Source organism: Brevibacillus nitrificans, from assembly GCF_003710965.1.
Taxonomy (GTDB): domain Bacteria; phylum Bacillota; class Bacilli; order Brevibacillales; family Brevibacillaceae; genus Brevibacillus; species Brevibacillus centrosporus.
The window spans coordinates 14025-29659 of sequence record NZ_RHHU01000010.1 but is presented as its reverse complement, the minus strand read 5'-3'; the positions used below and the strand labels follow the sequence as shown (position 1 = coordinate 29659).

10 protein-coding genes are annotated in these 15635 nt (G+C 51.9%); all 10 read right to left on the bottom strand.

Features of this window, described 5'->3' with window-relative positions; genetic code table 11:
- Window positions 1-1370: 1370 nt before the first annotated feature.
- Window positions 1371-3161 carry a M3 family oligoendopeptidase gene (locus tag EDM59_RS13740; RefSeq protein WP_122924127.1) on the bottom strand — a complete coding sequence of 597 codons (1791 nt, stop codon included), beginning with the start codon at window positions 3159-3161 and terminating at the stop codon, window positions 1371-1373.
- A gap of 1541 nt (window positions 3162-4702) precedes the next feature.
- Complete coding sequence (locus EDM59_RS13735) at window positions 4703-5653, bottom strand: MBL fold metallo-hydrolase (RefSeq protein ID WP_183192918.1); 951 nt, start codon at window positions 5651-5653, stop codon at window positions 4703-4705.
- A gap of 156 nt (window positions 5654-5809) precedes the next feature.
- A complete protein-coding gene (locus EDM59_RS13730) occupies window positions 5810-7942 on the bottom strand; it encodes a CocE/NonD family hydrolase (protein ID WP_122924126.1) in 2133 nt (710 codons plus the stop codon).
- A complete protein-coding gene (locus EDM59_RS13725; protein WP_122924125.1) occupies window positions 7939-8910 on the bottom strand; it encodes an ABC transporter ATP-binding protein in 972 nt (323 codons plus the stop codon). The genes EDM59_RS13730 and EDM59_RS13725 overlap by 4 nt, the downstream gene beginning before the upstream one ends.
- Window positions 8903-9901: an ABC transporter ATP-binding protein gene (locus EDM59_RS13720; protein ID WP_122924124.1), complete on the bottom strand. Its 999-nt coding sequence runs from the start codon at window positions 9899-9901 to the stop codon at window positions 8903-8905. Before EDM59_RS13720 ends, EDM59_RS13725 begins: the two co-directional genes overlap by 8 nt.
- A gap of 9 nt (window positions 9902-9910) precedes the next feature.
- Window positions 9911-10816, bottom strand: a complete 906-nt coding sequence (locus EDM59_RS13715) for an ABC transporter permease (RefSeq protein WP_092266406.1) — start codon at window positions 10814-10816, stop codon at window positions 9911-9913.
- On the bottom strand, window positions 10803-11774 hold the full coding sequence (locus tag EDM59_RS13710; protein WP_122924123.1) for an ABC transporter permease: 972 nt from the start codon (window positions 11772-11774) through the stop codon (window positions 10803-10805). The genes EDM59_RS13715 and EDM59_RS13710 overlap by 14 nt, the downstream gene beginning before the upstream one ends.
- A gap of 95 nt (window positions 11775-11869) precedes the next feature.
- Window positions 11870-13393: an ABC transporter substrate-binding protein gene (locus tag EDM59_RS13705; RefSeq protein WP_183192917.1), complete on the bottom strand. Its 1524-nt coding sequence runs from the start codon at window positions 13391-13393 to the stop codon at window positions 11870-11872.
- 43 nt (window positions 13394-13436) lie between these two features.
- The gene (locus tag EDM59_RS13700; protein WP_122924121.1) at window positions 13437-14594 is read right to left on the bottom strand and encodes a dipeptidase; all 1158 of its coding nucleotides are present in this window, start codon (window positions 14592-14594) and stop codon (window positions 13437-13439) included.
- A gap of 30 nt (window positions 14595-14624) precedes the next feature.
- On the bottom strand, window positions 14625-15587 hold the full coding sequence (locus EDM59_RS13695; RefSeq protein ID WP_122924120.1) for an ornithine cyclodeaminase family protein: 963 nt from the start codon (window positions 15585-15587) through the stop codon (window positions 14625-14627).
- Window positions 15588-15635: the final 48 nt, after the last annotated feature.

Sequence of the window (15635 nt, the reverse complement as noted above, 5' to 3'; positions counted from 1 at the left end):
GGACACTGCTCGGGGGTCATTCCTGTTCGGCTCCGTTCCAAAACCGGAACCCGCGTCCAAAGTGGTCATTTCATCGATGTTTGTTAAGAGGTGGACGCTAAGGGCAGGTTCCGTTTTTTCCACTCCGCCTGGGCTGTGTCCCTAATGCCCTCGCTTTTTTCTCTCTTTTCCTTGGCCAGCTTGGTTGGTTGCGTGGGCTTCTTTTGTAAGTATCCCAAGGTTGATTTATAAAAACATTTTCTGTCTGGCTTCTCGGGGAGAAAGGAAAAGAGAGAAAACGCTCCGTTAGTAGGGACACTGCTTTGGGGTCATTCCTGTTCGGCTCCGTTTCAAAACCGGAACCCGCGTCCAAAGTGGTCAGCTCTCAGATGCTTGTTCAGAGGTGGACGCTAAGGGCAGGTTCCGTTTTTTCCACTCCGCCTGGGCTGTGTCCCTAATGCCCTCGCTTTTTTCTCTCTTTTCCTCGGCCAACTTTGTTGGTTGCGTGGGCTTCTTTTGTAAGTATCCCAAGGTTGATTTATAAAAACATTTTCTGTCTGGCTTCTCGGGGAGAGAGGAAAAGAGAGAAAACGCTCCGTTAGTAGGGACACTGCTCGGGGGTCGTTCCTGTTCGGCTCCGTTTCAAAATCGGAACCCGCGTCCAAAGTGGTCATTTCATCGATGTTTGTTCAGAGGTGGACGCTAAGGGCAGGTTCCGTTTTTTCCACTCCGCCTGGGCTGTGTCCCTAATGCCCTCGCTTTTTTCTCTCTTTTCCTCGGCCAACTTTGTTGGTTGCGTGGGCTTCTTTTGTAAGTATCCCAAGGTTGATTTATAAAAACATTTTCTGTCTGGCTTCTCGGGGAGAGAGGAAAAGAGAGAAAACGCTCCGTTAGTAGGGACACTGCTCGGGGGTCGTTCCTGTTCGGCTCCGTTCCAAAACCGGAACCCGCGTCCAAAGTGGTCATTTCATCGATGTTTGTTCAGAGGTGGACGCTAAGGGCAGGTTCCGCTTTTTCCACTCCGCCTGGGCTGTGTCCCTAATGCCCTCGCTTTTTTTCTCTCTTTTCCTTGGCCAGCTCTGGCTGTTTCACGGGCTTTTTTTGAAAGGATCTCAGGGAGCCTCTAGGGATCCATTTAAAGTTTGCAAAATAGGGTACTGCAAGGGAAACAAATACAGAACAGCGTTAGGCCGAAAACCTCTTTGTGTACGGCATCATACAATTCCGGATCATAAAGTTAAGCTCGTGATTCCCTGTGGAGCGAACACACTCGGGCGACGAATGGAGTGACTTTCGCAACTGTGCTGGTACTAACGCATTTCAGCCTCAAACAGCAAAAAAGCCTGTCATCATCGTGACAGGCTTCCTGTTATTTCGTTGCTTATCCGTTTTTATGCTTCTTCGGTCAGTCGCAGGAATTCATCGATATCGGCTACAGCCAGGTCGACTGCGGCTTGCCAGAACTCTACCTGGGTCATGTCCTCGCCGAGATGGGTTTGTGCGAGATCTTCTACCATCAGACGGCCTGTGTCTCGCAGGAGGGCATCGTATTTGTCCGCGAAGCTTTCTCCTTCTGCCAGCGCACGGGCGTAGACGCTCAGGCTGAACAGGTATCCGAATGTGTACGGGAAGTTGTAGAACGGATACGTTGTGATATAGAAGTGAAGCTTGGAAGCCCAGAAATGCGGCTCGTATTCGGCGAGCGCACCGGCGTATGCTTCTTGCTGCGCTTCTGTCATCAGGCGGTCGAGGTCGGCCGCGCTAACCAAGCCGTTTTTACGTGCTTCATAGAAGTTTTTCTCAAACAGGAACCGTGCCTGGATGTTCATGAAGAAAGCGACAACGGATTGCAGCTTGTCTTCGAGCAGAACCAGTTTTTCGTCGTCGTTCGCTGCGTTTTTCACCGCTGCATCTGCGAGGATCATCTCGGCAAAGGTCGAAGCTGTCTCGGCTACGTTCATCGCGTAGTTTTGTGCGAGCGGCGGCAGGTCCCACATGACTTGCTGATGGTAGGCGTGCCCCAGCTCATGGGCAAGGGTAGAGACGTTGCTCGCGTTGCCAGCGTAAGTCATGAACACGCGGGATTGCTTGCTCACCGGGAAGCTGGTGCAGAAGCCGCCTGGGCGTTTCCCTGGGCGATCCTCAGCTTCGATCCACGCATCGTCAAAGGCGAGCTGAGCGAACTCCGCCATTTTCGGGTTGAAGCGATCGAAGTTCTCCACGATCAATGCTGCCGCTTCGTCGTAGGAAACCTTTTTGTGTGTGCTTCCTACAGGTGCCGAAATGTCATACCAGCTCAGCTTCTCTACGCCGATCAGCTTCGCTTTGCGCTCCAGATAAGCAACCAGACGATCCTTGCGATTGTTGATCGCCTGCCACATCGCATCCAACGTCTTTTCCTGCATCCGTCCGATATCGAGTGGCTCGCGCAGGACCGAATCCCAGCCGCGGTGACGATACAGCGCCAGACGGAAGCCGCCCAAGTGATTCAAGGCTTGCGCGCAAAGCTCTGTTTCGTTGCCCCACGCCTCCAGCCATTTTTCAAACGCTTGCTTGCGCACCGCACGATCCGGATGGCTCATCAGGTTGGATGCCTGCCCTACAGACAGCTGCCTCTTCTCGCCGTCCAGCTCCACCTCGATGGTCATGCGTCCTACCACTGCGTTGTACAGGTCCTGCCAAGCGTGGTATCCGTCGACTGCCAGATCGTTAGCGAGCACTTCTTGTTCCGGGGACAGCTTTTCCTGTGCGCGACGGCGGCGCTCGTTCAAGTTAAAGGCGATAGCAGACAGCTCTTCCTCTGCCAGCAAAGCTTCCCATTTCGCCTCGTCGATTTTGAGCAGATGCTCCTCCCAGCGGGTCAAAGCCGAGCCAAAGGCTGCAGAGATGCTTTTCACACGTCCACCGAGCATTTTCGCGGCTTCGTCTTTCATGTTTTGGGCAGTCAGGCAGGAGATAAACGCGCCGGCCTGTCTCGTCCGAACAGAGATCGCTTGTACGCTGTCGATGATCTCTACAAATGTCTTCTTTTCCTGCAGCGCCAAGTCCGCTTTCCCTACCTGTGCTTGCAATGCGGCGATGTCTTTTTCCAGCTCAGCGAGAAAGGAACGAAATGCATCGGATTCGCTCCCACCGGGAAACAGTACCTCTAGATCCCAGCGCTGTGGCAATGTTTTTTCCATCGAAATCCCTCCCGTATCTATGAATACAGCTTTTTTTCCCGTTCTTACTGTTTACCAGTAAGCACCACACTAAAACTCTATCGATAAATTAATTTCTGCTGAAATTTCCGAACTCCTGCTCTTTTTTGACACAAATTGTTTTCTCGGTTTCCTTTTGCTGTTCCTGCTTGTCATGATGAGCAAACTGTAACAGGGCTCCATTTGCGGTGGTTGGGGTAGCTTCAGTGGAGGGGAGGAAAAGAGAGAAAACGCTCCGTTAGTAGGGACACTGCTCTGGGGGCATCCCTGTTCGGCTCCATTCCAAAAACGGAACCCGCGTCCAAAGTGGTCGTTTCATTGATGCCTGTTCAGAGGTGGACGCTTAAAGCAGGTTCCGTTTTTTCCATTCCGCCTGGGCTGTGTCCCTAATGCCCTCGCTTTTTTCTCTCTTTTCCTCAGTCAGCTGTATTGCTTTCATGGGCTTTTATTTGGTCTATTCATGGTCGTTCATTAAGAACTAAAAAACTATTTCAAGTGGTCTGTCGAGCTTTGCGGAAGGGAGGAAAAGAGAGAAAACGCTCCGTTAGTAGGGACACTTGCATGGAGGTCATCCCTGTTCGGCTCCATTTCAAAACCGGAACCCGCGTCCAAAGTGGTCGTTTCAGAGAAGTCTGTTCAGAGGTGGACGCTTAAAGCAGGTTCCGCTTTTTCCATTCCGCCTGGGCTGTGTCCCTAATGCCCTCGCTTTTTTCTCTCTTTTCCTCAGTCAGCTGTCTTGCTTTCATGGGCTTTTTGAGGGTCTATTCATGGTCGTTCATTAAGAACTAAAGAACTTAAAGAACTATTTCTAGTGGTCTGTCGGGCTTTACAGAGGGGAGGAAAAGAGAGAAAACGCTCCTTTAGTAGGGACACTTCTCTGGGGTCATCCCTGTTCGGCTCCATTCCAAAAACAGAACCCGCGTCCAAAGTGGTCGTTTCATTGATGCCTGTTCAGAGGTGGACGCTTAAAGCAGGTTCCGTTTTTTCCATTCCGCCTGGGCTGTGTCCCTAATGCCCTCGCTTTTTTCTCTCTTTTCCTCAGCCAGCTGTCTTGCTTTCATGGGCTTTTTTGAGAGTCTATTCATGGTCGTTCATAAAGAATTTTAAGAACTATTTTAAGTGGTCTGTCGGGCTTTACGGAGGGGAGGAAAAGAGAGAAAACGCTCCTTTAGTAGGGACACTTGCATGGAGGTCATCCCTGTTCGGCTCCATTTCAAAACCGGAACCCGCGTCCAAAGTGGTCGTTTCATCGATGCCTGTTCAGAGGTGGACGCTTAAAGCAGGTTCCGCTTTTTCCATTCCGCCTGGGCTGTGTCCCTAATGCCCTCGCTTTTTTCTCTCTTTTCCTCAGTCAGCCGTCTCTTTCCCTGGGGCATCTCATGGAAGTCATCGAGGGGGCACTTCGCCTGTACAGTTGGAAAAGCTGTTACTCGACTGGCAGGAGCTTGCCCGGCATCTCGTCTTTTGTGATCTGCCCTGCTTCCATAAAAAAACCGACCCTTGCAGTCGGTTTCGAAGCTTTGCTATTTGTGATCTTCCAAAGGCAATGTATAGGTCTGCCCTTGCTTTTCCATCACGATCAGGTGTCGTTCCTCTCCGGCGGCAGCCAGCAGCCGCTCCATGGGCTCTTCTACTGGCTCCTGCGACAGAACGAATGTATTCCAGTGAATCGGGACCAGCCATTTGCCGCCGGATTGCTTGAACATTTGCCAAGCTTGCTCGGGGGTGCAGTGAGCACCTTGGTAAGAATCTGGTTTGTAGGCACCTATCGGCATGAAGACCAGATCGATCGGGCCGAATTCCTGCTTCAGATGCTCCATGGACATGTACGCGGTATCTCCCGGATAGAGGATGCGCACGCCATTTTTCTCGATGACGTAGCCTTGGTAGCCGTAGTCGTGATTCCACGGGAAGCGGTTGCCCCAGTGCCTTACCGGAATCGCGGTAATTTTCACGCCATCTTTTGTAGTCTTGGTCTCAAGCGGCTTCATTTCCTCGATCGACCCGTATGGCATGCCTTGCAGCAGCGGACTTGTATTGGCAGCGGTAATGACATGCGTGGACGGACGCGCCAGCTGACGGAGGGTAGGCAAATCCACGTGATCCATGTGGGCGTGGGACAGCAAGATGAGGTCGGCTTCTCCTACCTCTTCGTCCGTTAAAGCAGGCGGCGTAAACCGCGTGGGTCCAAAGTGAAGCCCTGCGATGCGAAGACCGAGCCTTTTGCCCAGCACAGGATCTGTGATGATTTTCGTCCCAAAGAAATGAAACAGGATCGTCGAGTGTCCAATCCAGGTAAACGTCACTTCGTCCTTTGACCATTCCGTTGGGATCGGCTTGTGCTCCAAATCGCGGTAGACTGGTTTGGGCAGACTTCCCATGTGATACCAGTAGCGATAACCGATATAGCCAAACAATGCCAAAATCAACAAGCCAATGATGGCACCAATCCATGTGAGTATCGTGATCAGCATCGTGAACCCCTTATCCAGTGCAGTTTTTTGATGCCATCATTATAGCAAACGGGTAGCAGGAGAAAGCAAGAGACGAGCGTCCTCAAACTGTCGAACAAACGAATTCCCCTCATTCCAGGCGAGAACGAGGGGTTGCATTTACAGCCTTTTGCTTGCTTACAAGCCGTACAGTACCGGAAGCTTCACATGGGAAGGATACGCTGCCCCATGATAAATGGTGTTCACCGCAACTACAGGCGCAGGATCTTCATATGGGTTGATGCCCGTATTGGTGTTCGGGAAAAATTCGTAGTAGTTGCTGGATGTGATGTCGATTCTGATCTTGTGCCCCTTTTTGAACACATAGCCGTTAAAGTACATCTCCATCTCGTACTTCTCTACCTTGCCTGGCTCCAGAAGCTCCGGCTTGTCATAGCCCTTCCGAAATTCTGCCCGGACGACATTGTCCGAAATTTTTCTGGCGGTTCCCCTCTCATCCACATCGGAAACGCGAACGATAAAGTCCGTATCGACGGCGCTGGAGGAAGCGTAGAACTCGGCGTACACATTCCCCACCATCGCGACATTGGTGGAAAGGGTCTCTGTATCATAGACCAAGCAATCGTTTCGCAGCTGGATAGGATTGCAATGGTACGGTCTCACATGGCCGCGATCCCCGATAGGCTGCTCTGGATCGTAAATGTACGTATCTGAACCGGTTTCTTTTTCTGGCTGCAGGACGATCCTGCCGTCTCCAAACATGGAATTGGCATGCCCACTGCTTGCGAGATAGAGATTCACCTGCCTGCTTTCGCGAGGATTCCAATCCTCCGATTCCCGCCACTGATTTTCTCCCACTACGTAATACGTGGCGCGCGGCTTTTGATCCTCTCCGTTTTGGATCCCTTTCAGATAGCGGTCAAACCAACGGATGATTCTCGTATCGAAGTCGTAGTCCACGGCATTGTCGCCAAACTCCAGATCGTCGCAGTCCCGAAAAGCGTTCAGGTTGTGCGGCCACGGCCCCAGGATGATCCGTCTGCCCGGGACATCATGCTTCGTAAGGAACCGCCATGTCTCCTGGACTCCCAGTGCGTCCCCATCGTACCAGCCCGACATGATCAGCATCGGAATTTTGATGTGGTGGCTGTGCGCTGTATTGTCGGAATGCCGCCAGAACTCATCGTAATAATAATGCTCGCGCCACAGATCCCATGGTCCCGACTTTTTCCCGATGATTTTTTCCGGGATTTCCGTGATGGGTCTGTGACGTACAGCTTCCTCCACGTTGATCGTCTCCCCGGCAAATACTCCAAAATCAATCCGGTTGCTCATCGACTGACCAAGCGTCCAGCAAAGCAGGGGCCACGAGCAAATCGTACCACCGCGCCTAGCCGTATCCGTGAAAGGGGAGCCTACATTTACTTCACTGATGGCTGTTTTCAAATGAGGATTGCCGCTGGTCGCAGCAGCGGTTGTCGTATAGCCCAGGTAGCTGGCTCCCCACATCCCGATATTGCCGTCACTCCATTCTTGCTGCACGATCCAGTTGAACAAGTCGTCGGCATCCTCTCTTTCGTGCTGGAAAGGCTCCAGCTCTCCATCGGAGTCCGAGCGTCCGCGCACATCCTGAATGACAAACGCATAGCCTCTTGCCGTCCAGTGCCAGCAGCGCAGGATATCTCTTGGCTTTCCATAGCAGGTCCTGACGACGATGGCTGGCACTTTTTCACCCGGTTTGATTCCCTCTGGCAAAAACACCTCCGTCGCGAGATTCAAGCCGTCTCTCGTCGGAACGAAAAGATTCCCCAGATGGTTGATGCCATACTCTGCCTTTGACAGCAGAGGATCGTCATATTTTACGAGGGGGGTCAGCTTTTCATAGCCCGGCACGACCGCGATTTCCGAAGAAACCCGTCCTGGATTGGAGAAAGCCACGATTTCCCCATCAACCGTTACGATATCGAGCACACCTGTGGATTTGCGCTGCGCCCAGAGCTGTGAGGTGACCTCCTTGCCATCGACTATGCCGGTAGCCGTCAAGTATTTGCTGTAAATACTCCCGTCTGCGAGCGTCACCTTTTCGCCCTCCCACTTGCAATCGGCATAGGCGGCAAGCTTGCTATGTATGAGTGGATAGTCGATCAGGGTGTTTTTCTTGTTCTTGTCAAAAGGCTCACGCTTAAGCTGGGCTCTCGTTCTTCGATCCACATCGCAGAGCTCCACATAGGTCTCTTTGAAGGTGATATTGCCGTTGTATACGCCCGAAAAATAGATATCAAATCTTCTGTCCAGCAAATAGTGACTCATGGTCTCATCTCCTCTAATTCATGGACACGGAAGCATCGAACGGTATGTCCGCCGCCCAGATCGGTAATTTCAGGTGTCGAGCTGCGGCATTCATCGGTGGCAAAGCTGCACCTTGCCGCAAACCGACATTCGTTTTTGGGATTGATCGGGGACGTGATTTCCCCCTGCAGCAGGATTCTCTCTTTCTTCTTTTTCAGGTTGGGTACGGGGATCGCGGAGAGCAGCGCCTTGGTATACGGATGTCTCGGATTGGCGAAAAGCTGTTTTACGGGCGCTTTTTCAACCACCTGCCCCAGGTACATGACCATGATCTCCTCCGTGAAATGCTTGACGACGGACAAGTCATGCGTAATGAACATATACGTATATCCGAACTGCAGCTGCAGCCTTTTCAGCAAATTGAGAATCTGCGCCTGGATGGATACATCCAGCGCGGATACCGGCTCGTCACAAACAATAAACTCAGGGCTGAGCGCAAGCGCGCGGGCTATCCCGATGCGTTGTCTGCGCCCTCCATCCAGCTCATGCGGATAGGAATTCACAAACCGCTCAGACAGGCCAACGAGCTCCATCAGCTCGTACACCCTATTTTCCTTCTCCGCTTTGTCGCGATATACCCTGTGTATATCCAAAGGCTCGACGATGGAATGAAAGACCGTCTTTCGCGGGTTGAGGGAAGAAAACGGGTCCTGAAAAATGATCTGAATCTTTTTCCGGTACTCCGCCATCCCTTTGTGGCTGAGCTTGGTGACGTCTGTGCCATTGAAGAGGATTTCCCCTTCTGTCGGTTCGAGCAGCATGGTCATCAATCGGCCCGTTGTGCTTTTCCCGCAGCCACTCTCCCCTACGACACCGATCGTTTTTCCTTTCGCAATCGAAAAATCCAGGCCGTCCACCGCATGCAGATTTCCCGTGGGAGTTTGAAAATACTTTTTCAAATTTTTGACTTCGATATAGGCATTACTCATACTTCTTCACCTCTTTCACCGAGAGCTTCCCCTCGTGAACAAAGCACTTCGTAAAATGGCCGGGGCTGTATTCCCGAAAGGAAGGATCCTCTACATGGCACAGATGCTGCGCATACTTGCATCTGGGGTGGAACTTGCAGCCAGAAGGCAAATCGGATGGGTCTGGGACGAGCCCTTCGATCGGTGAAAGAAACTCTACCTCTTTATCGATATCCGGAATGGAGCCAAACAGCCCGTTCGTATACGGATGCAGCGGATTTTCAAAAATATCCTCCAGCGAGCCACTCTCGACGATTTCTCCCGCATACATGATGGCAACCTTGTCGCAAATCTCGGATACGACACCCAGGTCATGGGTGATCATGATCATGGAGGTTTTGGACTTCGTTTTTAAATCCTTCATCAGTTCGAGCACCTGCGCCTGAATGGTAACGTCCAATGCTGTCGTCGGCTCATCTGCAATCAACAACCGCGGGTTACAAGCGAGAGCGATGGCGATCACGACCCGCTGCTTCATCCCTCCGGAAAATTGATGCGGGTACTCGTAGGCCCTTTCCGCAGGGATTCGGACCAGCTCCAGCATCTCGATCGCCTTTTGCTCCGCTTCTTTTTCTCCTAGCTGCTGGTGGTTGACAATGACTTCGGCGATCTGCTCAACGACGGTAAACACCGGATTCAACGACGTCATCGGATCTTGAAAAATCATCGAGATTTCCTTGCCGCGAAGCTTGCGGACCGCCTCTTCCCCCAGCTTCAATAGATCCGTGTCGTCCAGCAGGATACTCCCACCTTCGATTTTTCCGGGCGGGCTGTCTACCAGCCCCATGATGCCAAGCGCTGTCGTCGTTTTGCCAGCTCCGGTTTCCCCGACAATCCCAAGCGTCTCCCCTTCCTGGACAGACAGGCTCACCTTGTTGACCGCCTCTACCACGCCGTCATCTGTCCGGAATTTGATTGTCAGGTCCTTCACATCCAGTAATGTCTTTTGCATAGAGGCCTCCTACCTTTTCATGCGCGGGTCCAGTGCGTCTCGCAGTCCATCTCCGACCAGCGTCAACGAGACGACAGTCAACACCAGGGCAAGCCCCGGAAATGCGGTCACATGCCAAACGTCTCGAATATGCTCCCTGCCGCTGGATAGCATCGCACCCCACTCAGGATCGGGCGGCTGTACGCCCAGACCGATGAAGCTAAGGCCGCTAATCGCCAAAATTAACCCGGCTATCTCCATCACAAACTGGGAGATCAGAGGGCTGATCGCATTCGGTAAAATATGCATGACAATGATGCGAAAATCGCTTGCACCTTGCGCGCGGATGGCTTCAATAAACTCTTGGCCCTTGATGTACAGCACTTGGGCTCGTACCATGCGAGAAACGGAAGGCACGCTTCCAACTGCGAGGGCAATGATGAGATTCGTAAGCGTGGGCTTCATGACACTGACCAGCGTGATCATCAAGAGCAAGCTGGGAATCGCCATGAATACGTCAAGTGAACGCATGATAATCCCATCTGTTTTTCCGCCGTAGTAGCCTGATAACGCACCAAGGGTACAGCCGATGATGCTGCTGAGGAGCATCGCCATAATGCCGATCGTGATCGAGATTCTGCCTCCCCAAAGAATCCGGGCAAGAACATCTCTCCCCAGCTCATCCGCTCCCAGCAGCTTGCCCTCAGCCGGAAACTTCAGCGTCTGGGACAAATTTGGTTTGACCACGTCATTGTCATAATCGAGATACAGAGGAGAGGTATACACGACAAGTAAGATGGTGGCAAGCATAATCATCCCCACGACTGCCGATTTGTTTTTTCTCAGTCGCAGCCAGGCATCGGCCCATAAGCTTCTTTTTTTCAGATGCTTTTGCCTTTGCTTGGCAGTCGGCAGGGTCGTATTAATTTGAGCCATTTCCCGCCACCTCTTTTCTGATCGTCCTGCGCCTTGCGTACATCGATCGGATTCTAGGATCGACATAGGAGTAAGCCAGATCTGTCAGAAGGTTCGCAACCGCGATGATGACAGACGTGATAATCACTCCCGCCATGATGGTCGGTATATCCTTTTGCCGCAAAGCATCGATCATCATTTTTCCCATGCCGTTAATGCCAAACAGCATTTCCATAATGACAGATCCGCCAAAGCATCCCCCTACAGCCATCCCCACGGAGGTTATGGTCGGGAGCAAGGCGTTTTTCAAGGCGTGCTTTCGGATGACCACGCTTTCTTTCAGCCCCTTTGCACGCGCCGTCCGAATGTAGTCTTGGCGGATGACGTCCAGCATCGAAGCTCTCGTAATCCTCGAATTTACCGCCCATCCCGCAATCGAGGAACAAATAATCGGCATGATCATCGCGGACGGTTTATCAAAGCCGTTTGCCGGAAGCCAACCGAGCTTCACGGAAAACAGGATAATCATCAAAATACCGATCCAAAACCCTGGCATTGCCGCAAAAAACAAGCTGACCACCCTCATGATGTTGTCGAAAGGAGAGTTCTGCTTGACCGCCAAAGCAATGCCAAGGGGAATCGCCACGATCAGGATGGTGAGCAGCGATCCAAAGGAAAGGATGAGCGTCGGAGGGAGTCGAACCGCAATCATCTCGATGACACTCTGCTTCGTAGAGTAAGAAGTCCCGAAATCTCCGATGAGGACATTTTTCATGTAATGAAAGTACTGCAAAGGAATCGGATCATTCAGTCCGAGCTGCTCCCTCATCAGCGCCAATTCCTCTTCCTTGGCGTTTAGACCGAGAATCATTTTGGCAGGATCCCCGGGACTGAGGGAAAGCAGTAAAAAAACAATGACGGAAACGCCGATCACAATCGGTATCATCTGAAGCAGTCTTTTGAGAATATATCTGCTCACACGTTGGCCTCCTCTCTGCTGCCGCTAGAAAAGCAAGAAAAATTCGGACAAGGGAGGCTAAACGTTTCCTTTGCCTCCCCGCGCCCATCAAAGCTTTATTTGATTTTGGCCCCTCGGAAGGAGATCAGTCCGCTTGTGAGGATTTCGACACCCTCCAGGTTTTTGTTCATGGCATAATAGCTCATTTTGGTAGCTGTCGGAATCATCGGTACGTCCTGCGCTGCGATGTCCTGAATTTCCTTTGCCGCCTCTTTCAGCTCTGCCTCGGAGGTCGCTTTCTTCGCTACCGCGTACAGCTCCTCGACTTTTGGATTGGTATAGAAGGTAATATTCATCTGGCCAAAGCTTCCTGACCAGTAGCTTTCCAGCGAGCTCAGCGTATTTCCGGTCGTGTCGCTCCAGCCACCCACGAGTAGCTGATACTCCTTATTCGCCATTTTCTCCAGGAAGACACCAAACTCCAGATTCTGAATGTCCATTTCCACACCGATCGTTTTCAGCTCTGCCTGGAACGCCTCCAGCTCCGGATCGTTTCCTTGATAGGTCCATGCGGTGAATTGCAATGGCTTGCCCGCGCCGTAGCCTTCCTTCTCCAGAAGCTCCTTCGCTTTCTGCAGGTCGTACTTCGGAAGATTCGGAGAAGAGTAGTAGGTGCTAAACATTTTTGGCACCATGCTGTCAATGATCGTCTTCCCTGGCGTAATCGCGCTGATGCCCTCGTTGTTGTAGGCATACGCCATCGCTCTGCGGATATTTACGTTATCAAAGGGAGCAGCTGTCGTATTCATCGCTACGAAGCCGGTGAAGGTGCTCGGCCCTTCAAAGTAGGTGAGCTTGTCGTTGCCCCTCGCCCGATCCTGGTCGCGGGCTGCGATCCCGGCAAAGTCTGCATCTCCGGTCTCGACGGCAATGTATTTTGCAGAAGCTTCTTCAATCGCCTTGAAGGTGATCGTTTGAATGCTCGCCTTCTCAAATGGGTAGTCAGCCCAAGCCTTCAGGACCACTTTGCTCCCCGGAACATATTCCGCTACCGTGTAGGGTCCCGTACCAATCGGAGCGTTGGCGTACTTATCGCCTGCTTCCTGCAAGTATTTTTTGCTGACGATGACCACGTCACCGAAGTTTCGGATCGCGCCGCTGTTCGGCTCTGTCAGCTTTACGGTTACTTTGTTTCCCGAGCCTTCTACGCTTTTGATCATACTCATGAAGGAAGCCTTTTTCGGCACCTTCGCAAGTCTTTCCACCGAGTAAACCACGTCATCTATCGTCATCGGGTCGCCATTGTGAAATTTGTAGCCTTCCCCAATCGTGAATTCAATGGTCGTGCTGTCTGGCTGGCTCCATGCCGTTGCCACGCCAGGAAGGATGTTGAAGTCGTTGTCAAACTTGATAAAGGTGTCGTAGACGTGATACATGATCGTGGACGTGTCCAACGAATTCGCTTCCGCAGGGTCCAGATTGTTCCCGATCTTCGTAAGCACGACGGAAATATCTGATTTTGGTGCAGCCGTTGCGTTGTTCTCAGCCGCGCCTCCCTGTGAAGCGCTCTGTGAGCAGGCGCTGAGCAGGGAAGTCATCACGATGGCGATGAGCATGATGAGTGAGAGTTTTCTTTTCATTGCCAGATCCCCCATTATCTAAATTGATTTGCTTTCTATCAGGCTAGCTCCACACTTCTTTAAAGACTCTCATCCAGTTGCCACCGATGATTTTGACGATCTCCTCATCCCTGTAGCCCCTTGCCATAAGCCCTCTCGTGATATTGAGGAAGGAACGATAGTCGGTAAGTCCTTTGACGATCTCTGTGGAAGGCCCGTCTCCCGGTGCAAAGCCCATCCCAGGGGCAAACAGCTTTTTAAACGCGATCGCCATCCATTTTGTCTGAGGCATCGGCCAGTCCGTTCCAATGCCTACATGATCCACACCTGCGAGGTTTACCACATAGTCGATATGATCGAGGAAGTGCTCAATCGTGGTGTCCTCTGGATTCTTTGCGATAAACCATGGCATCGCGAAAATTCCGACCACCCCGTTGGTTTCGGCAATGGCGCGGATCTCCTCATCGGATTTTGCCCGTGAGTGGAAATACACCTGCTCTGCTGCCGTATGCGAGGCAATGACAGGCTTTGTCGAGTATTTGCAAGCATCCAGTGTCGTCTGCTTGCCGCAATGTCCGGTATCCACCACGATACCAAGCTCGTTTAATTTCGCCACAAACTTTTTCCCAAAAGTGGACAGGCCCGCATTGTTTTCCTCCATGCATCCTGCACCGACGTAGTTATGATTGTTGTAGGTCAGCTGGACGACCCTAAGCCCGAAGTGATACATCTGTTCCAGCAGCTTCAAGTCTTTCTCAAAGCCGAGTGTCTCCTGACAGGTGACAATGCCCGCCTTCAGCTGATGCTGGTGCGCATACTCGATATCCGCTGCCTGCTTGACCTTGATCAGCCAAGGCTTTTTATCAAATTCCTCCTGCAAGTCAATGGCCGAAGAGTACAGCGAAGCTTTATCCGATACGTTCAGCTGTCTGTTTCCAGCCGTAAGCCCGCTCTCGTACCAGCACTCCTTGTACAAATCCGCGAGCTTGCCGTCCACGTACCATCTTCTGATGACATCTCCTGCAAAATGGACTCGTTCCGCCAAGCTGTCCGGATGGCTTTCCAGCGCTAAGCGTTCGGTCTCCTGCTCGATTTCCTCCCCCAGTGAGTAAGTGCCGATCGGGCCTTGGAAAAGCATGTCGATCACGATGTTTCCGTAGTGAAGCTCCCTCGCTCTTTTCTCCTGTTCCTCGGTCAGACCGAAGCTGTACAGCTCTTTCATTCCTTCTTCAACCTCCCTCGTTATCTGGAATTATCGCGACATTTCCCGCAGTGCAGCCTGATTGATCACAAAATCCGCAGCCGCCAAGTCCTCGACTGCCAGACCGAGCGCTTCAAACACCGTGATCTCCTCCCCAGCTTGTCTGCCTGGGATCTTTCCTAGGAGAACATCACCGACCTCCCCCAAAAGATGCGTCTCGTCAATCGCACCTTCCCTAAGCGGAATGAGATAGTCGCCTGCTTCGTGGTTCGCTGATTCCATGCGATCTGTATACAGCTTGCTGGCTTTGATTAACTCCGTATCGAGCTCCCTGCAGTCGGGAGTGCAGGAACCTACCGCGTTGATATGCGCCCCCTTTTGTACATGCCGCCCGAAAAGCACAGGCTCCTTGGCGGCAGTCACCGTACAAATGATATCCGCATGTTTTACTGCTTCCTCTGCGGTCGCACAAGGCACTACGAAAATGTCAAACTTTTCACTCATTTCTTTCGAGTATTTCATAGCGGACTCCAGCCTTCGATCCCATACATACACCTGATCGATCTTTCGCACCAGCCGGATCGCCTCCAGGTGCATCCTCGCCTGCACCCCTGTTCCGAGTATGGCTAGCGAATTTGCGTCCTTTCGTGAGAGGACATCTGTCGCAACGGCACTTACAGCGGCCGTCCGAATGGCGGTAACCGTCTCCCCCTCCACGATCGCTTTAAGCGAGCCCGTTTCGGCTTCAAAGACTACAACGACTCCTTGATGGGACGGCAATCCCTTGTATGCGTTGTCCGGCACAATCGTAATCACCTTGGTCCCGACAACGTTCTTCGCTAACAAGGCAGAAGGCATGACTCCCAGAACATTTCTTCCCTCCAGCCTCATCGCTGTTCTCAATACCTGGATCGCTTCCCCTCTCGACAATGCCGACAAGGTCTCGCGCATCAGCTGAATGCAGGTTTGCATGTCCAGAATTTCATTAACCTGATCACCCGAAATAAAATTCAAAAAATTCACACTCCATTTCCGTTGAATCTATCTGCTAGCCCGATTATA